This window comes from Lunatimonas salinarum (assembly GCF_017811155.1).
In the GTDB taxonomy this organism is placed as follows: Bacteria; Bacteroidota; Bacteroidia; order Cytophagales; family Cyclobacteriaceae; genus Lunatimonas; species Lunatimonas salinarum.
In genome coordinates, this window is sequence record NZ_JACVCV010000020.1 from 34,910 (window position 1) to 55,857 (window position 20,948).

Sequence of the window (20,948 nt, forward strand, 5' to 3'; positions counted from 1 at the left end):
GAAATAACACCTTGAATCGGCATTGACTCTAAGATCATCAGCGGTCTGTAACCTAACGAGGTATACCGGCCTATCAAACTCGGAAAAACCTAACCGCAGTGAAAACCCGTGGAAATCGAAAAATAGCACCTAACCCTCCTTCTGGGCTGCTTTTGCCACGCTACGCTACAGCAGTTGAGGTTTTGTAGTAGTGCAAAGAAAGAATTGATGTATTGATATTTTTTTTAATGCAGCATAATAGCCTGACCTTCAACATCACTTTTGACACGCTGGCGAATCTTGTGTGAGGTGCTGTGTGAAAAAAGCAATTTCTATTCAGGCTGTTAAATGAAACCAATCGCTTCTGCCAGCGCTGATAGATCCCTGTAATTTGGCTTACCAACCCACTATAACGCTTATTACAAAGAGGGACATAAGCAACACTTGTCAATCCATCATTGAACCCAAATTCATTGTCTGTTGAAAAATAACGAAACTCCTCAATTAACCTCCATACAACGTAACGGTGAGATTTATTACCGGATATCCGACATCGATCAGATGCGGCCATTTTTTATGAGCATCATCAGCAATTCAAACCATTGGTTGTTTATCGGTAGCAACGGTGGATTGAGTGCAGGAAGAAAAGACCCGGAAAATGCCCTATTCCCTTATTACACGGATGATAAGATCATTGAATCCTCTGAAATCACGGGGTCAAAAACCATTCTGAGGGTGCAAAAGGATGGCAACGTACATGCATGGGAACCTTATTCTATCCATTTCGCTGACCGATACCGCATCACCCGCAATCTCTACAAAAACACCTTCGGCAACAAAATTATTTTTGAGGAAGTCAACCATGACCTAAAGCTCACCTTTCAGTATCAATGGAGCACGAGCGATCGCTATGGCTTTGTAAAAACCAGTACCCTGACCAATCAGGCAGACGTGGAAACATCGATTTCAATGCTAGACGGCTTCCAAAATATCATGCCCTATGGCGTGGGCAGTGCCTTGCAAAACCAACGAAGCAATCTGGTCGATGCCTATAAACGAAACGAACTTGAGAAGGAAAGTGGTTTGGGCATTTTCGCCCTAAGTGCCATTATCGTAGACAAAGCCGAACCCAGTGAAGCATTGAAGGCTACGGTGGCCTGGTCGATGGGGCTGGAAAATGCGCAGCGTCTCCTCTCCTCCACTCAGCTAAAGGCTTTCAGAAACGGCGAAAAGGTGAGCCAAGAATCCGATATCAAAGCGGAAAAGGGAGCCTATTTTGTCCACGCGGAAATGAAACTTACGGCCGGAGCCAAGAAAGAATGGATGCTGGTAGCAGACATCAACCAAAATGCTTCCCAGATTGTCGCCTTAAGCAAAGCCATCCTCCAAGACCCACACTTGATGGACAAGGTCAAACAGGATATCGAGGCAGGAACGCAGCAACTTATCGGATTAAACGCAGCAGCTGACGGTCTTCAAATGACCGCTGATCATCTGAGGGATACCCGCCATTTTGCCAACGCCCTATTCAATATCATGCGGGGTGGAATCTTTGATAATAACTACCAGATCGAAAAAACAGACCTGTCAAATTACCTTGCCAAAGCTAACCTTCCACTATTTGAGCGGCATAAGGAAACCATCGAGGGATTACCCCATCAACTATCTCTAAGTGAACTAAAACAACTGGCGCTGCGACTAGATGAAAAAGACCTTAAGCGGTTGTTGTTTGAATACCTGCCACTCAAATTTAGCCGCAGGCACGGTGACCCAAGCCGTCCTTGGAACCTTTTCTCTATCAATACCCGCAATGAACAGGATGGTACGAAAGTGCTGGATTATGCAGGCAATTGGAGGGACATTTTTCAGAACTGGGAAGCGTTGGCTTACGCCTACCCGGAGTTTATTGACGGCATGATATTTAAATTTCTAAATGCCTCCACTTTTGATGGGTACAACCCTTATAGAATCACCAAACATGGGATTGATTGGGAAAGGATTGAAGCAGATGACCCTTGGTCCTACATCGGGTATTGGGGAGACCATCAGATCGTATACCTTTTGAAGTTTTTGGAGTTTGCTGAAAACTTCGCTCCTGGCAGACTGGCGGCTTTTTTTAACGAGGAAGCATTTGTATATGCCAACGTACCCTATAAAATAAAGTCTTACGAGCAGATTCTTGCCAACCCCAAGGACACAATAGACTTTGACCACCACCTTGATCAGGCGATCCAGGGCAGATGGGCGAGCATAGGTTCCGACGCTGCCTTACTGCTAAACAAGCAGGGAGAAATCCACCACGTAAATTTCATCGAAAAAATCCTCGCCAGCATTTTATCCAAAATGTCGAATTTCATTCCCGAGGCAGGCATATGGATGAATACACAAAGACCCGAATGGAACGATGCCAACAATGCCTTGGTAGGAAACGGTGTCTCCATGGTCACGCTCTATTACATGAGAAGGTTTACGCTCTTTCTGATTGAAATACTGGAAACCAGTGAATTGAAGGAGTTTGGTGTATCCGAGGAATTATTCACCTTTTTTGAAAACATCCAAACAACCCTCCAGCAGTACCAAGGCCATCTGGATGGGCCGATTTCCGACCTAGACAGAAAAGGGATATTGGACAGCTTGGGACAAGCCGGAAGCCACTACCGGCAGCAGATCTACGGGCAGTCCTTTTCAGGTCAAAAAAGTCATTTGGCCAAACGAGACTTGGCCGAGTTTTCCAGCCTTTGTCTCAGGTACCTGGATCATACCATCCAAGCCAACAAAAGAACAGATGGGTTGTATCATGCATACAACTTGATGACCGTAGAAAATGAAACCGAGGTCTCCCTTTCCTACCTAGATGAAATGCTGGAAGGACAGGTGGCCGTATTGAGCTCCGGTTACTTATCTTCCAAGGAGGCCCTGGAAACACTCGATAGCCTAAAGGCCAGTAAACTTTTCAGGGAAGATCAGTACAGCTATTTGTTGTATCCAGCCAAGGAGCTTCCCGGATTTCTACAAAAAAACACCCTTTCGCAATCCGAAGTATCCACATCGGTGCTTTTGACCGAATTGCTTCGGGCGGGAGATACCCGCATCGTAGAACAGGACGCTAATGGAGATTTCCACTTCAACGGAAGCTTTAAAAATGCCAATGACCTTCAAAAAGCATTGGATAAACTCGACGATAGCAGCCTTTCAAGTGCCGAACGCAAAAAGGAAGTGCTCCAGCTATTTGAAACAGTCTTCAATCACAAAGCTTTCACTGGAAGGTCGGGCACCTTCTATGGATACGAGGGGTTAGGTTCCATCTATTGGCACATGGTCTCCAAACTGCAATTGGCAGTGCAGGAATGTTGCCTCAAAGCCCTTCAAGAGGAGGAAAATGACGTGCTCGTTGGTAGGCTTTTGGAGCATTACTACGAAATCAACGAAGGTATTGGGGTCCATAAATCCCCCTCACTCTACGGAGCCTTTCCGACAGACCCCTACTCTCACACTCCGGCAAACAAAGGCGCACAACAGCCCGGAATGACCGGGCAGGTCAAGGAAGATATCATTTCCCGGTTTGGTGAGTTGGGTGTATTCGTTCGAAATGGGCTACTGAACTTTAAACCCTGCATGCTGAGACGGTCCGAATTTCTAACGAAAGCAGCGGTTTTCCACTATGTAGACGTCAGCGGGGTATCTCGAGAGATGCCCGTAAATGAAGACTCCCTGGTTTTCACATGCTGTCAGGTACCGGTCATTTACCAACTCGGTCCCGTTAATGACATCCATGTGTATGGGAAAGATGGTTCAAAAAAAGTATTTGATAGCCTCCTACTGGATAAACAAACAAGCGACGAACTATTTCAGCGCTCAGGAAACGTACTACAGCTAGTGGTTCAATTGACTGCGTCGATGCTACGATAATTACCTCAAGAAAAAGGATGAACTGACCTCTTCTGTACCGAAAAAAAATGAGCAGCACCCGAAAAACGGATCCGACCATTGATGTAAAGGTAGAAGCACTTCTAAAACAGATGACCTTGGATGAAAAAATCGGTCAGATGACACAAGTGCGCCATTTTGACGATATCAGGCTGGAAGATGTTAAGTCAAAGTTTATCGGTTCGGTCATACATACCCAAGGCCCGCTGCCCGGAAGCGATGCGTTGGAGTGGCAGGCCAAATTCGCGGCTTTTCAACAGGAGGCATTGTCCACGCGGTTGGGAATTCCGCTGCTTTTTGGAGTGGATGCAGTGCATGGGCAGAACACCTTTGAAGGGGCTACCATCTTTCCCCATAACATTGGGCTAGGTGCCGCAGGCAATGCCGGGTTGGTGGAGAAAGCCGCTGCCATTACCGCTATTGAGGCTAAAGCTACGGGGTTTCAATGGGTGTTTTCTCCCTGCGTGGCCATCCCCTTCAATGAAAAATGGGGGCGGGTATACGAAGCATTTTCAGAAAGCACGGAATTGACGGCGGAGTTAACGAGGGCTTCCGTAAAAGGACATCAAGGTAGTGACGGGAAAATGGGGGTGATGGCTACCGCCAAGCACTTTATCGGAGATGGAGCCACGGATTTTGGCGTGGAAGGAGGACATACTTCCCTCAGTAAGGAAGAAGTTCTTGAGTTGTTGATTCCTCCCTATCAGGCTGCGATCGAAGAGGGAGTAGCTGCTATTATGGCCTCTTTCAACACGCTGGACCAAATTTCCATGCATGCACACAAGGCCATGCTTACCGATCTTCTGAAAGAAAGGCTGGCATTTGACGGTATTTTGGTGTCGGATTGGAAGGCCTATTCCCGGTTTGGTGAGAATGACATCATCCTCGCGGGAATAGATATGGTGATGGCCGTGGACGGAGATCTTGAGATGTTTCAGGAGGGGGTAAAAAAGGGCGTCAAAAGCGGCGATATTCCCCTTGGGCGAATCGATGATGCCGTCCGCAGGATCCTGCGTCAGAAATTCAGGTTTGGGCTTTTTGATCAGCCCTATCCGGACAAAGAGCTGATAAAAATGATCGGAATCCCCGAGCATCGGTCGGTGGCAAGGCAGACGGTAAGGGAATCCTTGGTGCTCCTCAAAAATGAGAAACAGGTTTTGCCCCTCAAAAAGGATCAAAAGATAGTCGTCGTGGGAGAATTTGCGGATAATGCGGGACTTCAATCCGGAGGATGGACGGTAAACTGGCAAGGTACTTCTGAAAACTATACAGGTGCGACCACCCTCTTGGAGGGAATCAAAAAGTTTGCTAAAAAGGAGGTCTATTATGACCCGGACGGAAGTGCCGATTTTCCAGATGTGGACCTTGCTTTGATTGTGGTGGGAGAAACCCCTTATGCGGAATTCTTCGGCGATATCGGAGGTGAAATGGATTTATTCCAACATACGCTCACTGAAACGCATCAGAACTACCTCAGAAGCTATGCCGAAAAAGGTATTCAGACAGTGGTGGTTTTGATTTCGGGCAGACCTCTGCTCGTTACCGATCAAATCAAGCAGTGCGATGCGTTTGTTGTCGCATGGCTACCCGGGTCTGAAGGAGACGGACTGGCCGAAGTGCTGTTTGGCGAATACGATTTTAAAGGAAAACTTCCCCATTCCTGGCCGAAATCAATAGCGGCATATACCGGAAAATTTGGTCCCAACTTCTGGGATCCTTCCGCTGACCCGCTCTATCCATTCGGCTATGGACTGACCTATGCTACGTAGATGACCGATGTATCCATATTTAAAACGACTCCCGTATGAAAAAAGCATTGATTAAACCGCTTTGGTTAGGAATGGCCCTGACAGCAGCATTTTCGTGCAGCAGCCCAAAAACAACAGAATTATCTGACAAACCAATAAAACAAATGGAAGTGACGGCAAAAGATATTTTAGGAAATCCCTACTACCAAGCAATCTCGTACGAAGGCTACCGGGAAAATTCAAGAGAAATCCAGCCTACCGTAGGACAGCTAACGGAAGACGTGAAAATTTTGTCTGCCATGGGAATCAGAATATTACGGACGTATAATGTACAGTTTCCCCATGCTGCCAACTTACTAAAAGCGATAAAGGAGCTACAGGCAGACGATCCGGATTTTGAGATGTATGTGATGCTGGGTGCATGGATAGACTGCAAAAACGCCTGGACAGACCTTGAACCCGATCATTATGCCGAAAGTGAGCAAAACGAAGGAGAGATCGAACGTGCGGTTGCCTTGGCCAACCAATATCCCGACATAGTCAAAATATTGGCTGTTGGTAATGAAGCCATGGTCAAATGGGCCACCACCTACCATGTGCAGCCTTCGGTGATTCTCAAGTGGGTCAACCACCTTCAATCCCTCAAGGAAGCAGGTAAACTGCCAAAAGACCTTTGGGTCACAAGCTCCGACGATTTCTCATCCTGGGGCGGTGGCGATCCCCTTTACCACACGGAGGATCTAAAAAAACTGGCCCATGCAGTGGATTACATCTCCATTCATACTTACCCGTACCACAATACCCACTATAATCCGGACTTCTGGAAGGTGCCCGCAGAAGAAATGCAGCTCGATGAAATCGAAAAAGTAGATGCCGCCATGCTTCGGGCAAGGGATTTTGCCAAATGGCAGTATGATTCGGTGGCCAACTACATGCAAAGCATCGGAGTAGACAAACCCATCCACATAGGTGAAACCGGCTGGGCCAGTGTTTCCGACGGTTTTTACGGCACCGAGGGATCCCGGGCAACTGACGAATACAAACAAGCCCTATATTATCAGCACATGCGCGACTGGACCAATGCTGCGGGTATTTCCTGCTTTTATTTTGAAGCATTTAACGAGCCTTGGAAAGACGAAAAAAATCCGATTGGTCCGGAAAATCATTTTGGCATTTTTACGGAATCCGGACAAGCCAAATATGCGATATGGGATTTGGTAGACCAAGGTATATTCAGCAACCTCAGCAGGGATGGTAACCCGATTGTAAAAACGTATGGAGGTGATAAAGACAAGCTACTTGAAGAAGTGCTCTCACCTCCCGTCAAATAACCTCCACCTAAACTACAATCCATTCCAAACAACAACTTCAAACCCCAATGACCATGTCTACAATTACCCAAAAAGTCCCTATGGGCCAAAAGATTGCTTTTGGCATCGGCATGCTAGCCAATCAGATGTTCCCGGCCGTATTGGGAATATTTATGGTGGTGCTGGTACAAGACCTCGGATTTCCCGGTTGGATGTGGGGAATCCTGTTCTTCCTTCCCCGCGTATTTGATTCCATTACTGACCCGATAATGGGATTCATTTCGGATAATACCAAGTCCAAATGGGGAAGAAGAAGGCAGTATGTGTTCGTCGGTGCCGTTCTGTTGGGAATTTCCTTCGTGGTGATGTGGCAATTGTATCGGGAGAATGGCGTGGAATTCAATTTCCTGTACTTCCTATTTTGGTCTTTTATCTTTTATCTTGGGTTGACCATTTTCAGTGTCCCCTATGTGGCCATGGGCTACGAAATGAGCAACGACTTTCACGAGCGCACTGACATCATGGCCGTGGCGCAATGGATCGGGCAATGGGCATGGGTGATCGCACCTTGGTTTTGGGTGATCATGTATGACCCCACCTGGTTTGAATCAGCGGATGTTGCCACCCGGCAGCTGGCCTTTGGTGTGGGATTTGTCTGTATGATCTTCGCGTTGGTTCCTGCTATCTTTATTAAAAGTGAATCCACTTTGCATGAAAATTATTCTCCGCTAACGGTTAAAACCATCGGTTCAAGTCTCAAGGAAATCCTACAGGGGTTTAAAGAGGCCTTTACTTCTATCCCATTTCGGAAGTTGTGTATCGCCACATTTCTTATTTTCAATGCCTTCAACACCATCGCCGCCTTTTCCTTCTTTATCGTGGTCTATTACCTATTTAATGGCGATGCGGGTGCAGCGGGTGTCTGGCCAACGCTGTTTGGGAGTGTCGGCGCACTGGTGACCACCTTCATCGTGATTCCCATTGTCGCCAAGATTTCCAAAAAGATAGGGAAGAAAAGGGCTTTTATCCTTTCGCAAGGCATTTCGGTGTTTGGATATATCTTGTTGTGGTTCCTGTTCATTCCCGGTAAGCCTTACATGTTCCTTTTTGCGCTGCCTTTCTTTTCCTTTGGGATAGGCAGCTTATTCACCCTGATGATGTCCATGACCGCTGACGTGATTGATTTGGATGAGTTGAGCTCGGGAAAAAGACGGGAGGGAGTTTTCGGCGCCATCTACTGGTGGATGGTTAAGTTTGGCTTTGCCATAGCCGGCCTGCTAAGCGGGGCTATCTTGACGGTGGTTGGTTTTGATGCAACCTTGGAAACGCAGACGGAAGGAGTTGTGTTGGGACTTCGCGCATTTTATTCAGGGTTGCCTATTCTTGGCACCTTGGTGGCCATGTACGTGATGCGGGACTATGATCTGACAGAGGAACGGTCCAACGAAATCAGGGCGATACTGGATGCCCGCAAGGCCCCTCAGCCCACCAATATAGTCCCGATTTATCAACCCAAGGAACCCCTGATACTTGCCGGTAAAACCACCCTGAAAACGGATATCGGGTTTTCCGAAAATGCGACGCGGGACATCAAAACACTTTTCGGCAAAATGCTCCATGAAGGCCTCCACGGAATCTGCTTTAGCCCCTATCAGGAAGGACAGAACATAGGAGAAATCCTGTCGGAGGAGCAGATACAAAAGCGGATGGAGATCGTGGCACCCCATACAAATTGGATTCGGTCATTCTCCTGCACGCAGGGAAATGAGTTTATCCCAAAAGCTGCTAAAGCCAAAGGATTAAAGACTATGGTGGGAGCTTGGATAGACCGTGACAAAGCGAATAATGAAAAAGAAATCAACTCCTTGATCCATTTGGCCAATCGAGGGATGGTAGACATAGCGGTGGTCGGAAACGAAGTGCTCTTAAGAGAGGAATTGACAGAAGAGGAACTGCTATCCTACCTGAACAGGGTAAAAGAAGCCATCCCCGGTATTCCAGTAGGATACGTAGACGCCTATTATCAATTTAAAGCACATCCCATGTTAGTGGAAACCTGTGACCTTGTTTTGGTCAATTGCTATCCCTTCTGGGAAGGCAGCCACATAGACCACGCCACTGCCCATTTGGAAAAAATGTACTCCCTTGCCAAGGAAGTGTCCAACGGCAAGAAGGTGATCATTACCGAAACGGGCTGGCCGAATAAAGGAAACAGCAACAACCAAGCACATCCATCAGTTGAAAATGCCATGCGGTACTTTATCAATATTCAAAATTGGTCTCGTGAAGCGCAAATTGAACTGTTTTATTTTTCCTCTTTCGATGAATCATGGAAAGTACGGCACGAGGGAGACGTGGGCCAATCGTGGGGAATATGGGATAAAAACGAACTACTAAAATACCAATAACTATGTCGTTTAATGCGGAAAAAATTTTGGCACTTACCGGTAAAGACCTGCAAGGCTTCTCATTGGAAAAACTTGCGGAACTATTCCGAGCCACGCTGGATAAGGGGATGCATGGGCTTTGCTTTAGTCCCTATGTAGATGGACAGCAGCCTGGAGACCGACTCTCTGAAGAACAAATCCGAAGACGTTTGGAAATCATCCGTCCTTACACCCAATGGATCCGTTCTTTCTCTTGCACAGAGGGCAACGAACTGATCCCCAAAATCGCCAAAGAACTGGGTATGAAAACCCTTGTGGGTGCTTGGTTGGGAAAAGAAGCCAACATCAACCAAGAAGAGGTTCAAAACCTCATCGAATTGGCCAAAGAAGGTTATGTTGACGTTGCGGCTGTAGGCAATGAAGTACTCTACCGCAAAGACCTGCCTGAAGATCAACTGCTTGAGTTAATTATAAAGGTAAAAAATGAGCTACCTGATATCCCGGTAGGGTATGTGGATGCCTATTATGAGTTTGAACGCAAGCCCCTTATTACCAATGCCTGTGACATCCTACTTGCCAACTGCTACCCCTACTGGGAAGGATGTGCGCTGGACTATTCCCTGCTATACATCAAGGACATGTATGCGAGGGCATTAAGGGCAGGCAACGGGAAAAAAGTTATCATCACCGAAACCGGATGGCCCAGCCAAGGCACGCCCCTTTATGGAGCGGTACCATCCGATGAAAACTTCCTGAAATATTTTATCAACATCCAAAACTGGGCACATCAGGAGTCTATTGAACTATTCTATTTCTCGTCTTTCGACGAATCCTGGAAAGTAGGTACTGAGGGAGACGTGGGCGCCTACTGGGGGCTGTGGAATAAAGAGGAGCAAAAGAAATGGTAAAAATGGCCTTTCACCGCCAATCTAACTGTGTTCATTGGGGTGACTTATGGCTAAAACGATTATCTTGCTTCTCAGCATTTAATTGAAAAACACCCATGAACCTAAACCGAAGAAAGTTTATTAGATCGGCTGCTTTTGCAGGTGCCGGAATTGCCGCTACCGGGGAGTTACCCGCAAGCGCTGCCTCAGTCTCAATCCATGCGAAAGAGGGCATTGAAATTGACCCCACTCCAACCTTTGCATTATCGCCTCACCTATACATGCAATTTATGGAGCCACTTGGCCGTACAGATGGGTCTGTGGAGGCTGCCTGGGATTTTGATAAACACTCCTGGCGGGACGATGTGATTGAAGCTACCCGGGATCTGGCACCTGGGATGATACGTTTTGGCGGTATATTCAGTGCATATTACCGTTGGCGGGAGGGAGTCGGTAAGCGAAGTAGCCGACAACCCATGCAAAATATCCTCTGGGGCGGTTACGAATCCAACCAAGTGGGAACTGCTGAGTTCGTCGACTTCTGTACCCAAGTGGGGGCCGATCCGCTCATGTGCATAAATTTCGAATCGGAAGGTGATTCCGGATGGATTACCGACAGCATGGGGAGTGACCGGCGGGGCAATGCCCAGGAAGCTGCCGACTGGGTGGACTACTGCAATAACCCGGACAATGCGTTAAGAAAAGCGCATGGGATCGATAAACCCCTGAGAATCCCCTTCTGGCAAATAGGCAATGAAACTTCCTACTCCAAAGACCGTTTCCCACTGGATACGGCCGCTCAAAAGACGGTCGAATTCAGCAAAAAAATGCGCCAAACAGACCCCTCGATCAAGCTGATTGGCTGGGGAGGTTTACAGCGCTGGGGAGAGGGGAATGGAACCTACTGGGCCAAGGAAATGATCGAACGCGCCGGCGAACAGCTGGATTATGTGGCGTTTCACCACATGTTCAACCCCTACCGAAATGATCCCCACAATCCGTTGGAAGGAGTGGCATATCGAAAAGATCCCGCCCGAACCTGGGAGTACTTGATGAATACCAGTCAATTTCACGAGAAAAAAGTGGCCACCATGCGGCAGGAGGTGGAGCCATACGGCATGCCCATGGCCCTAACGGAATGCCATTATACATTTTCTGGACGAAACCGAAATGAAGTAATGTCTACCTGGGCTGCCGGTGTTTCGTATGCACGTCTTGCCAATATAAACCAACGCCACGGAGACCTGCTCAAGATTGCCACCCTTGCGGATTTTTGTGGCACCCGTTGGCAGGTTAACGCCTTGATGATCCCTATTCCGAGGTCCTACGGCGAAGCATTCCTTATGCCCGTTGCCAAGGTGATGAAACTCTACAGGAAGTACAGCGGCTCTCATTATTGCAAAACGATCCTAACACCTAATTACCTGGACGTAGCCGCTAGTAGAAAAGAGAATACGCTTTTTGTTCACGTGGTAAATACGCAAAGGTCATCGCCTGTAAAAACCACCTTGTCCGTGAAGGGTGCTGAAATTGCGGCCATCAAAGTACATGAGATGGCTACCGACCCGGAGTTTGAGGTGATCGAACGTGGGCCCGACCCGCTCCAAATACAAACAAAAGACGCTCCAACAGACGGCACCTGGACCTTCCCTGCCGCCTCGGTATCGGCAGTGGAAATCCAACTCAAGTGAAGGAATTAGGGAAGAAGGCCAAGCGGATGAAAGCAACGTCAGCGTAAGATACAAGCTACATGGATTTCAGAAATAAAAATAGCTCCCAGACTGAAATGAAATTTCAGTGGGTAGAGGGTGTTTTTATTTTTCGGCCAATTACCTCCAGAAAGTGAGTTCATTCTAGAACATTTTGTCTGAAACCACACGAACAGTCTGAGAGGTGCTGGTTGAAGTGCTGTATTTCCTTGAACTAAACGAAGGCATTGTGGACCGATTTAGGAAAAGACTTAAGATTGTAAGTGTTGGCTTTGTGCTTGTTTTGATGACGTTTGGTTCCCATGGGTCGTTTAATCCGGCGGAAGTCGGGTTTTATACGTCCATAGGAGCCGGGATACTTTATTATTTTCTCACTTTATACGGTTTTCGAGCACTGGTTGAAAAAAGAATCAAAAAATGAGAAGGATCTTATTGAAACCAAAGGTAGGAATTGCATCAATGAGCGTTATGTTTATGTGGCTAATGCCCTTTGGTACCTTTGACTTTACGGAGCTTGGATGCTATATCTGTATCGCACTTGCAGCCTCGTTGGAATTCAGCATTCGCTTTGCCTTGAAGAAATTCCAGACGGATTATTTGGATAAAGTAAAATAGCCTTGCCATGGATTGGAATAAAACTATTCTCTTGATTGGATGCGTTATCTACACCTTGGTTCTGATGTCGTTTGAGTCCAATGGTTCGTTTGACCCAAGGGAAATCGGGTTCTATACTTCAATATTCGCTGGAATTTTTAATTATTTTTTCTTACGGTGGTGGTTTCGTGGTGCGTTAAGCCAAAAAAACCAAGGAAAGAACCAGTGAATCAGACCCTTGAATTCTCCGTGATGGATCACCTTCAGTCGGTTTGAAGATGTCAGGGCTAAAGCCCCTAAACTAAACTCTGTTAAGATCGTTGCGTTGCCTTTGGGTATTTGCGTAAAAAAACGTCCGGAATCAAAAAAAATCTGGGTGACTGAAATGAAATTTCAGTGGGATGGATTTAGGTCTGGGCATTCAGTTAAATTATTTCTAACCAAAAATCAATTAGATATGAAAGAGTTAAGCATTGACAGAATGGCAGCAATTAATGGGGGAAATTGCGCCGTTGCAGTAGGTTTTGGAGTAGTTGTAGGTGTTGGTATGATAGCTTCAGCGATTTATGCCCCAGCGATATGGGCAAGTCCAAAAACATGGTTCGGTGCGGCATCGTTAGTTTCCAATACTGCTTTGGCAATTGATTATGCATGCAAATAATTTTTAGAAATCAGGCTATTTCGATTTATGAATTAGCCTGATTGTTTTAAATTTATAATATAATATTTAAATTACCGAACGAACAAATTTGCAACAAATAAAATATTAACTATGAAATCTAAAATCGAAACTGTATTCAATATCACATTGATATTGAATATTCTCATCTTAGCTAATTTTATCTTCAAATTAGTTGATATAAATTTTATGGTAATTATTGGGTTGTTGGCAATTAACCTATTCGCCTTCTTAGGAAGAACCTACTACTTTCGAAAAACTTAGAAAACCCTCATTCATAGATGAACGGACTTAAAGTGAGTGTAATTTATACAGAGAATACAGCATGACTCGTTACGCTTTATGGTGTTGAGGATGATGAAAACTGTACTATTAACACAGTGAAACATTCCTCCTAATACCTGATTGGTACCTTGCTTTGACATAGGTGATCCAATTCCGAACCTCGGATAAGGTTATTCTGGGTTTTAAAATCCTATCCTAAAATGTAATGGGTTTGTATTTACGTATGCGCACCAATTGAGTTGGTTTCAGCAGGACTATTTGGGTAAAATCAAATTTGCCTAGCCATCTTTTTAATGAGGGCCTATTACTAGCTGAAAACCTAGAAGTAATCCTCCACTATCGAAAGAGCGACGGGGTGGAAAGTACAAATCTTATCAATTGATAAAATTTGTACTTTCTACTATATAGGGCCGACATCTCCTACTTGCATTGCCATAGATCTCCAATTAAAAACAATCCCCATTCCGTGAGAAAAACATCCTGAATCAAAAATTTCTTTCTTACTGAAATTTCATTTCAGTGGACCGGAGTTAGCTTTAATAAACACAATATTTTCAGAGGCCCTACGCTTCACTTGGTCCATTGGTTACATGACAAAAATCCAAAAAATCCTGCTTCACGAATGGTTCGATATTTCGATCGCTTCCATCGGTTTGATGTGGTTGGCCCCTTGGGGTTCTTTCGACGTGACAAGCGTTGGGTTTTATGTGTGCATTGCCGTTTCTATCCTCAGTGTGAAAACAACCCGGTATTTTCTCAAGAGTCACCAAAACGGGTAAAGGGAAGGTATAATAACTAATCTACACGTCGAGCCGGAATTGTTTCACCCAACGAACGCAACGAAGCGGGAGGGACAAAACCTATTTCTACCCTGCGGTTTTCTTATCAACGATTCAGGGGTCAGAAGGGGGTGGATGTGGCACAACATCAACATATTCCGGCAAAGAGATGTCAGGGCTACGCCCCTAAACGTAAATCTTTTGCGGCCTCTGCGTCTATGTTGCAGCCGCTGTCTTTGTTCCCGGTCAGACGGCTTTGAACTGTCTGACTGGTTTTAAAACCACAAAAAGATGTCAGGGCTAACGCCGCTAAACTCAACCACTGTCCGCAACCATTAACGGTAAATACGTCATGGGTGCGGCCGTTGCGTAAACGACCTTTGATTGCTGCACCTTTGGTGCCAGCAATTAAATAAGCACCAAAGGTGCGGAATCATTAGCCTTGGGCAACGCCCAAGGAAGAATGGCAATACGCCACCCAAGCGCCAAAGGCGCGGAATCATTAGCCGGGTCCATCAACCAACATGCCCCTCCCATTGGAAAATCAGTAGGGCGCAGCAGCAAGCAGAGAGATGCCCTAATTCACCCCATAGGCTTTTACTTCTCAGCTAAATTAGGTATATTCAAACTTGCTCTAAATCCTCGGCAGAATGGATATAAACGACCTAAAAAGACACGATGGCAACCCAATGATGACGTGGAAAGGGTATGGATTTGTACTGCTTTGGCTGGAGCCCTACATCAAAGACCTTTCAAAAGATGCGTTTGTACACTTCATTGCAGGCATCAAGTTGAATGGCCTGTCGGATGAAATGAAAGACTCCATTCGGGAACGAAGGAAAAAATTCCCCCACATGATGCCGATCGATTTTGGGGCACTCCTGAATGTCACCTTTGACTGTATCATTGAGAATAACCTAGATGACTTCAAACGATTGGGGTATAAACTTACCCATGATGAAGTAAGGCTGTAATATAAATAAACCGTAATTGTATACTATATGTGGATAGCAACCGAAAATGGATTTTACTCAATCGTAAAAAACAATTTTTCTGATGAAAAAGAAAATGAATTAATCGTTCGGGCCAGAAAAAAAGAAGACTTGGCCAATGTATTTGATGCTGCAAGGATCGAAACCTCCACTCAGAAAGATTATGCCTACCGGGTTTTTGCGTCGAGAAAGGAAGTAGAGGCTTTACTAGTAGCCACAATCCACAACCTAGATTACGGCAACTTCAAGGATCACATCAAAAGCCTGCCCTCTCAAAAGGACAAGGTTCCGTTTTATAGCGAAATTTGGTCTATCATGAATGAATATCAAGGCCAGTTTATTAAAGGCCTCTATAATTTCACAAGAAAATAGTTGAAAAATGAAAGATAAGAAAATGAATATCACGAATGAAGAGTTGGACAGGGATATAAGGAACCTCTATCTAGATCCTGATAAAGATCAGCACATCCCCTTAGTAGACGATGAGTATTTTTATAAAATCTACGGGAAAGAAAATTTTGAAAAAATGAAGGCGGAGAGGGAAGAAATGATTAAAGAAGAAAAGCAGAGACTAGGACTTCTTTAGTGTTTTTCTTGATATTTTAACCAATTCGCCAAAGGAAAGATACCATCGAGTTTTAAAACTTAGTCCACGACTTTTTCAGGAAATACCGAACAGGCATATGGCAGGAAAAAGTGATGATATAAGCAAGTTCATTTCCCAAGGTACAGGAGTTGAAAATATCAATCAGACCTCAGACATTTCGGAACAGTTGTTATGGAACGAAAACCCGATGAATTCGGCTTTCAATATGGACTTCAAATATTGACATGATAAACAGCACAACACCACGGTACGGGGTTCATGGCCTTACTTGAGGCCGGGCGTCCCGATACCCTTATGGGAACTAAGCGCCTATTTCTTTACGGCCGATCATGATACACTAAATGACCCACTGCCCCAAAAACAAATCAAACTTGCTATTTCAAAATACCTTATATTTGACGTAGCCCACTTGGCATTTCGCCGATGTAGCTAACTAACTATTTTCTCACTATTTCAATATATTGGACATGCTTAGAATACTGATATTGACATGCGTTTTTATGTCATGCGCCTATCTATCCAAGGGGCAAAGCAATACCCCTCAATTTAATACCCACCATAAAAATATCTATGGGGAATTGTTAGGCAGCCATATACTTGCGGGGATCAATTACGACATGAGGCTAAATAAAGGCAGAATGGACGGAATTGGATTTAGGGCAGGAATCGGCGGACTATCGGCAAGCGAGTTTGATCAAAGTGCCAGATTGGGTCTGGTGACATTTCCACTGGAGTTCAATCACCTGGTCGGCAAGAAGCGAAGTTCCTTTGTTACCGGTATCGGACTGCTTCCAGTATACGCAAGTTTAAGTGCGAATGGGGCTTTAACCGACTATGAGTACGTCCAAGGCGACGGCTTTGGATTAGTCGGAGGATTTATGACCATGGGATACAGGCTTCAGCCAAAAAAAACAGGGGTCATGTTTCAAATAAATTGGAACCCGTTGATTTTGAGGGGGAGTGGCTTCAATGCCGGATGGCTTGGCATTGGATTGGGAGTTGGATTCAAGTAGACTAAAGTACCCTAAAGACCAATATCAGAGGCGATGACGACAGCTACATCATCAAAAAAGTGACGCGACGCGAAAGATGTGGTTTCGTAAATTGACCTCAAAAGGCAACGTAGCCCTGTATACCTTTGGTCACTTGGAAACTTCCTCGTTAGAGGAACGGTGAATGAGCGTACCAAAGCCTCACTATCGCGCGAAAATTGCGGATTGGGATACAGTAGGAGGGAAGTTACCGTAAGCACCGACAAACCCTTGGTAATGCAGGCTTATGGTTCTTCATTACCGGTATCCTACTCGCATATTCCATGGAATTATTGGACGGACTTCCTATGCATGGTTTTGGAGGCCAGTTATGTATAAAAGCTCTGGGCGGCCTAAAAGAACTTCGAACGGTCCAAGAACAGCCCGGTATTTTGAACACCCCACTCGACGTAAAACTTGTGAGTTAGGGCTACGCTTACCCCCACCTAGCAAAGCTTCTTGGATCGCACGACTAATGCAGCGGCAGCATCAATAACCATACTTCTTACCCCACAACTTTTGGAGGTATTTGCGGAGCTCATTTTCCCGTGGATTGGCACCGGGATCGTACAGCCTAGCATTTTTCAGTTCGTCGGGCATGTATTCCTGGCTGATGAAGTTGTTTTCATAATCATGGGAATACTTGTATTCCTTACCGTAGTTGAGATCCTTCATCAGTTTGGTCGGAGCGTTTCGTAAGTGCAAGGGAACGGAGAGATCTCCCTGCTGTCGGACGAGGGCCTGGGCCTGATTGATGGCCAAGTAGCTCGCGTTTGATTTTGGCGAAGAGGCCAAGTAGGTCACGCACTGCGACAATATGATTCGGGCCTCCGGATACCCGATCACATTCACTGCCTGAAAGCAGTTGGTCGCCAATAGCAGCGCATTGGGATTGGCATTGCCGATATCTTCCGAGGCGAGAATGATCAGTCTCCTCGCAATAAACTTCACATCCTCGCCCCCTTCGATCATTCTGGCCAGCCAATAGACCGCCGCATTGGGATCAGAGCCCCGAATGGATTTGATAAAAGCGGATATGATATCGTAATGTTGCTCACCGGACTTGTCGTAAAGTGCCACTTTTTGCTGAGCAATCGCCATCACTTTATCGTCGGTAACCAAAATGGGATCACCCCCTATGCCCTCCAGGACAATCTCCAGCAGGTTGAGTAGCTTGCGACCATCGCCCCCGGAAATTCGTAGCAGCGCATCGGTTTCTATCAACTCCACCCGCATCTTCTTGAGTATTTCATCCTTGGACAGGGCCTGCTGTATCATCGCTTCCAACTCAGACTTTCCAAGGGCGTTTAAGGTAAAGACTTGGCAGCGGGAAAGCAAGGCGGCATTTACCTCGAAGGAAGGATTTTCGGTAGTAGCGCCAATCAGGCGGATGATCCCTTTTTCCACTGCCCCCAAGAGCGCATCCTGCTGGGACTTGTTGAATCGGTGGATTTCATCGATAAAAAGCACCACTCCCTGCTGGAAGCGAGCCCTTTCGATTACCTCCCGGATATCCTTTACCCCGGCACTGATCGCGCTAAGGGTATAAAAAGGAGCCTTCACCTCATTGGCGATAATGTTGGCAATGGTCGTCTTCCCTACCCCCGGAGGCCCCCATAAGATCAGAGATGGTACATTGCCGGCCTTGATGGCCCGATACAGGAAAGACTCAGGAGAAGATAGGTGTTCTTGACCGATGAGCTCCTCCAACTTGGAAGGCCTCATACGCTCAGCAAGTGGCATAGCATTCATAGCGGCCAAGTTACGACAAATTAAAGAGGGATAACAGCTGCCACTGCAACTACCCACTAGACAGCGAAATATTTGCCCTCCGTCTATGCCCCTCGCAGGTGGTGCGGCCAAAAACCTATAAGGAACACCGAAATGAATGAGAACCAGACCCCGCGCTTCAGGCTAGGCGCCCAGCTCGGAAATCAATCCGGGATCGAAGTCTCCTACGGCTTCGATGACCATCAGTTCTCCATCCTCATCCCGGACTATAAGGACGATATCTTTGATTCTAGCGCCCCCTTTTCCATAGATAATTACTCCCTCGTTCCGCTTACCGGCCTCCATCATCACTTCAAACCGTTCCTTCTGTAAGGATTTTTTAAGTGCATTGTATTCATTTGACAAAACTTCCGCCGTACCGGGAATTTTGAAAAGGCGGATTTTTTCCATGGACTGACTAATCTTCTTCTGGTCAGCCTCGTTGATCGTAACATTAAATGACTTGGCCAATCCCAGAAAATTTCCACTCAAATCCAAATTAAAAAAATCCTCACTGGACTTGTACTTTTGATATAGGGCATCGACACTTTTACTTTGGCCGAAAACGGCTTGGGCAAAGGCAAAAACAAGCATTAATAAAACAAGCTTTTTCATATTTACATGGATTTAAGGCGGATAGATACCTGGAGACGGATGGTCACCCCGATCTTTGCCCGCCGGTTGAAGTGTATGTTTTGCGTAATTTATTTTTTAGGGTTGTTCCCTTTTCCGTATTGGTCCATGCCAGGCATGTTTGTCTTTTCTGCCAGCATGTTCAAATCCTTGTAGGTAAAACTCCCTAACATGCTGAGAAGCGTGAAGCTCTCCTTGCTTCCAGTCAGCATAAGCAGCTCCTTCACCAAGCCGTTTTCCTCACGGATCATAAATTTGGTAATAGAGGTTTTATCTGCCACGTCCATTAGATCTTCGTAACGATTTCTACTAAGGGTATTCATTGCCTCAGAAAAAAGCTCTTGCCCTGCCACATTTTCTCCACTGAGAATCCGTATTCCCCTCACCTTGGAGATCAAGTCTCCCAGTTCCTCTGCCTCGGGATCACCTGCGGTAGCTCCGGACTTCAAAAAGCCCCCGGCCATCTGCATCATCTTGGGACTGATAAAGACGCGCGAGAAGCGATCATCTTCCATGTATTTCCCAAAAAACCTCTCAATAGCATCATCCTGCGCCTGTACGGCGGCAAATACCATCCAACATCCCAAAACTGCCAGTAACTTTTTCATTTTTCCTTACCCATTTCGTTTGTATTGAATAATTGTCCGGCGGTGTTCAAATGACGAAAATCAGCCATTACTTCCAGTTCGGAAGTACCTTTGGCCATGTGAAATTGAATCAGTTGAAAAGCCGCGACTACTTGCAGGTAGGCTTCCTCCTGTTGCCTTTGCCGTTCTATTGCCACCCAGTATCCAATCAGGAAGAGGCCTCCCAAAAAAACCGCAGCCACCCGCAGGTATACCGGCCAAGCAAAGGGGGCTTTCCTAGGTTGCGGCCGTTTGATGGTTGTTTCAACTTGGGCAAGCTCGCATGCACCTACAAGAAAATCCCGTAATTCCGGGTATTGATCCGTGGTTTTAAGCAGCTCTCTCAGCTCGCGCTCGTCCTCCAGGGAGCTTTCTCCCTCCCAGTATTTGTCTACCAACTCCTGTAACCTACTTTCCATATTTTGTTTTGATTAGAATTTCCCGAAGCGTCTTCCGGGCTCTATGGAGATTCACCTTTACCTGCTCAATCGGAACCTCCAGGTAATCGGCGATCTCCGCATAAGTAAGCCCTTCGACTTCCCTGAGTTGAAATACTTCCTGCTGCTTTTCCGGTAAGGACTGAATGAACCGCATTACCCATTTGACTTTTTGGTCTGTCAATTCTTCAATCGGAGGCACCTCCGTGAGTTCAATCCCCTCCAGCCCGGAGGTTCGACGCTGCAGTTTTAGCTGATACAACGATTCGTGTTTAAGGGCACGCACCATCCATCCTATTGGATTTTGGACCTGCTTTAAGGGATCCTCTTTGGTCAATGCCTTTTCGAAAACTGTTTGTAGGACATCCTCGGCCAATGCCCGGTCCTTTACCCAGAGGTAAGCAAGCCGGTATAGCTTGCTTCGAAGTGGCCAGATTTGATTCTCGAAAAACGAATTCATTTAGGAAGATGAGGATCGGGAAACCAAAATGTTACAGAAACCGCAAAAAAAAATCAAAAAAATGGCATTGAGTAGAAATCTATCCCCCTAAGATGCCTTAAACAGCGA

General features: G+C 46.0%; 18 protein-coding genes. 13 read left to right on the forward strand and 5 right to left on the reverse strand.

Annotated features, from left to right (window positions below):
* Window positions 1–459: 459 nt before the first annotated feature.
* From IAQ59_RS18970 to IAQ59_RS19030, 13 genes are all read left to right on the forward strand, one after another.
* The gene (locus IAQ59_RS18970) at window positions 460–3,888 is read left to right on the forward strand and encodes a hypothetical protein (RefSeq protein WP_209332430.1); all 3,429 of its coding nucleotides are present in this window, start codon (window positions 460–462) and stop codon (window positions 3,886–3,888) included.
* 47 nt (window positions 3,889–3,935) lie between these two features.
* The gene (locus IAQ59_RS18975; RefSeq protein WP_209332431.1) at window positions 3,936–5,675 is read left to right on the forward strand and encodes a glycoside hydrolase family 3 protein; all 1,740 of its coding nucleotides are present in this window, start codon (window positions 3,936–3,938) and stop codon (window positions 5,673–5,675) included.
* A 35-nt stretch (window positions 5,676–5,710) separates the two neighbouring features.
* Window positions 5,711–6,985, forward strand: coding sequence for a glycosyl hydrolase family 17 protein (locus tag IAQ59_RS18980; RefSeq protein WP_245189708.1), 1,275 nt, complete (start codon window positions 5,711–5,713; stop codon window positions 6,983–6,985).
* A gap of 53 nt (window positions 6,986–7,038) precedes the next feature.
* Window positions 7,039–9,372 carry an MFS transporter gene (locus IAQ59_RS18985; protein ID WP_245189709.1) on the forward strand — a complete coding sequence of 778 codons (2,334 nt, stop codon included), beginning with the start codon at window positions 7,039–7,041 and terminating at the stop codon, window positions 9,370–9,372.
* Window positions 9,373–9,374: 2 nt separating this feature from the next.
* A complete protein-coding gene (locus IAQ59_RS18990; RefSeq protein WP_209332432.1) occupies window positions 9,375–10,259 on the forward strand; it encodes a glycoside hydrolase family 17 protein in 885 nt (294 codons plus the stop codon).
* 95 nt (window positions 10,260–10,354) lie between these two features.
* Window positions 10,355–11,929 (forward strand): alpha-L-arabinofuranosidase C-terminal domain-containing protein, encoded by a 1,575-nt coding sequence (locus IAQ59_RS18995; protein ID WP_209332433.1) that lies wholly within the window; start codon window positions 10,355–10,357, stop codon window positions 11,927–11,929.
* Between the two features lie 435 nt (window positions 11,930–12,364).
* The gene (locus IAQ59_RS19000) at window positions 12,365–12,562 is read left to right on the forward strand and encodes a hypothetical protein (RefSeq protein WP_209332434.1); all 198 of its coding nucleotides are present in this window, start codon (window positions 12,365–12,367) and stop codon (window positions 12,560–12,562) included.
* A 364-nt stretch (window positions 12,563–12,926) separates the two neighbouring features.
* Window positions 12,927–13,202 carry a hypothetical protein gene (locus tag IAQ59_RS19005; RefSeq protein WP_209332435.1) on the forward strand — a complete coding sequence of 92 codons (276 nt, stop codon included), beginning with the start codon at window positions 12,927–12,929 and terminating at the stop codon, window positions 13,200–13,202.
* A gap of 1,732 nt (window positions 13,203–14,934) precedes the next feature.
* Window positions 14,935–15,258 carry a hypothetical protein gene (locus IAQ59_RS19010; RefSeq protein WP_209332436.1) on the forward strand — a complete coding sequence of 108 codons (324 nt, stop codon included), beginning with the start codon at window positions 14,935–14,937 and terminating at the stop codon, window positions 15,256–15,258.
* A 27-nt stretch (window positions 15,259–15,285) separates the two neighbouring features.
* Complete coding sequence (locus IAQ59_RS19015; protein WP_209332437.1) at window positions 15,286–15,648, forward strand: hypothetical protein; 363 nt, start codon at window positions 15,286–15,288, stop codon at window positions 15,646–15,648.
* A gap of 7 nt (window positions 15,649–15,655) precedes the next feature.
* Window positions 15,656–15,862 carry a hypothetical protein gene (locus IAQ59_RS19020; protein ID WP_209332438.1) on the forward strand — a complete coding sequence of 69 codons (207 nt, stop codon included), beginning with the start codon at window positions 15,656–15,658 and terminating at the stop codon, window positions 15,860–15,862.
* Between the two features lie 97 nt (window positions 15,863–15,959).
* Window positions 15,960–16,106, forward strand: coding sequence for a hypothetical protein (locus tag IAQ59_RS19025; protein ID WP_209332439.1), 147 nt, complete (start codon window positions 15,960–15,962; stop codon window positions 16,104–16,106).
* A gap of 244 nt (window positions 16,107–16,350) precedes the next feature.
* Window positions 16,351–16,896: a hypothetical protein gene (locus IAQ59_RS19030; protein WP_209332440.1), complete on the forward strand. Its 546-nt coding sequence runs from the start codon at window positions 16,351–16,353 to the stop codon at window positions 16,894–16,896.
* A 507-nt stretch (window positions 16,897–17,403) separates the two neighbouring features.
* Here IAQ59_RS19030 and IAQ59_RS19035 read toward each other — a convergent pair.
* From IAQ59_RS19035 to IAQ59_RS19055, 5 genes are all read right to left on the reverse strand, one after another.
* Window positions 17,404–18,666 (reverse strand): replication-associated recombination protein A, encoded by a 1,263-nt coding sequence (locus IAQ59_RS19035; protein ID WP_209332441.1) that lies wholly within the window; start codon window positions 18,664–18,666, stop codon window positions 17,404–17,406.
* A 162-nt stretch (window positions 18,667–18,828) separates the two neighbouring features.
* Complete coding sequence (locus IAQ59_RS19040) at window positions 18,829–19,299, reverse strand: DUF4252 domain-containing protein (protein WP_209332442.1); 471 nt, start codon at window positions 19,297–19,299, stop codon at window positions 18,829–18,831.
* Between the two features lie 89 nt (window positions 19,300–19,388).
* The gene (locus IAQ59_RS19045; protein WP_209332443.1) at window positions 19,389–19,925 is read right to left on the reverse strand and encodes a DUF4252 domain-containing protein; all 537 of its coding nucleotides are present in this window, start codon (window positions 19,923–19,925) and stop codon (window positions 19,389–19,391) included.
* Window positions 19,922–20,362: a hypothetical protein gene (locus IAQ59_RS19050; RefSeq protein ID WP_209332444.1), complete on the reverse strand. Its 441-nt coding sequence runs from the start codon at window positions 20,360–20,362 to the stop codon at window positions 19,922–19,924. The genes IAQ59_RS19045 and IAQ59_RS19050 overlap by 4 nt, the downstream gene beginning before the upstream one ends.
* The gene (locus IAQ59_RS19055) at window positions 20,352–20,840 is read right to left on the reverse strand and encodes an RNA polymerase sigma factor (protein ID WP_209332445.1); all 489 of its coding nucleotides are present in this window, start codon (window positions 20,838–20,840) and stop codon (window positions 20,352–20,354) included. Before IAQ59_RS19055 ends, IAQ59_RS19050 begins: the two co-directional genes overlap by 11 nt.
* Window positions 20,841–20,948: the final 108 nt, after the last annotated feature.

Excerpts from the sequence above, each read along its gene's own strand:
- IAQ59_RS19040 (WP_209332442.1), bottom strand. The coding sequence starts at position 19,299 with ATGAAAAAGCTTGTTTTATTAATGCTTGTTTTTGCCTTTGCCCAAGCC.
- IAQ59_RS18995 (WP_209332433.1), top strand. The coding sequence starts at position 10,355 with ATGAACCTAAACCGAAGAAAGTTTATTAGATCGGCTGCTTTTGCAGGT.
- IAQ59_RS19055 (WP_209332445.1), bottom strand. The coding sequence starts at position 20,840 with ATGAATTCGTTTTTCGAGAATCAAATCTGGCCACTTCGAAGCAAGCTA.
- IAQ59_RS18985 (WP_245189709.1), top strand. The coding sequence starts at position 7,039 with ATGTCTACAATTACCCAAAAAGTCCCTATGGGCCAAAAGATTGCTTTT.
- IAQ59_RS18990 (WP_209332432.1), top strand. The coding sequence starts at position 9,375 with ATGTCGTTTAATGCGGAAAAAATTTTGGCACTTACCGGTAAAGACCTG.
- IAQ59_RS19010 (WP_209332436.1), top strand. The coding sequence starts at position 14,935 with ATGGATATAAACGACCTAAAAAGACACGATGGCAACCCAATGATGACG.
- IAQ59_RS19005 (WP_209332435.1), top strand. The coding sequence starts at position 12,927 with ATGAAATTTCAGTGGGATGGATTTAGGTCTGGGCATTCAGTTAAATTA.
- IAQ59_RS19025 (WP_209332439.1), top strand. The coding sequence starts at position 15,960 with ATGGCAGGAAAAAGTGATGATATAAGCAAGTTCATTTCCCAAGGTACA.
- IAQ59_RS19015 (WP_209332437.1), top strand. The coding sequence starts at position 15,286 with ATGTGGATAGCAACCGAAAATGGATTTTACTCAATCGTAAAAAACAAT.
- IAQ59_RS19030 (WP_209332440.1), top strand. The coding sequence starts at position 16,351 with ATGCTTAGAATACTGATATTGACATGCGTTTTTATGTCATGCGCCTAT.
- IAQ59_RS18980 (WP_245189708.1), top strand. The coding sequence starts at position 5,711 with ATGAAAAAAGCATTGATTAAACCGCTTTGGTTAGGAATGGCCCTGACA.
- IAQ59_RS19000 (WP_209332434.1), top strand. The coding sequence starts at position 12,365 with ATGAGAAGGATCTTATTGAAACCAAAGGTAGGAATTGCATCAATGAGC.
- IAQ59_RS19020 (WP_209332438.1), top strand. The coding sequence starts at position 15,656 with ATGAAAGATAAGAAAATGAATATCACGAATGAAGAGTTGGACAGGGAT.
- IAQ59_RS18975 (WP_209332431.1), top strand. The coding sequence starts at position 3,936 with ATGAGCAGCACCCGAAAAACGGATCCGACCATTGATGTAAAGGTAGAA.
- IAQ59_RS19050 (WP_209332444.1), bottom strand. The coding sequence starts at position 20,362 with ATGGAAAGTAGGTTACAGGAGTTGGTAGACAAATACTGGGAGGGAGAA.
- IAQ59_RS19045 (WP_209332443.1), bottom strand. The coding sequence starts at position 19,925 with ATGAAAAAGTTACTGGCAGTTTTGGGATGTTGGATGGTATTTGCCGCC.
- IAQ59_RS19035 (WP_209332441.1), bottom strand. The coding sequence starts at position 18,666 with ATGAATGCTATGCCACTTGCTGAGCGTATGAGGCCTTCCAAGTTGGAG.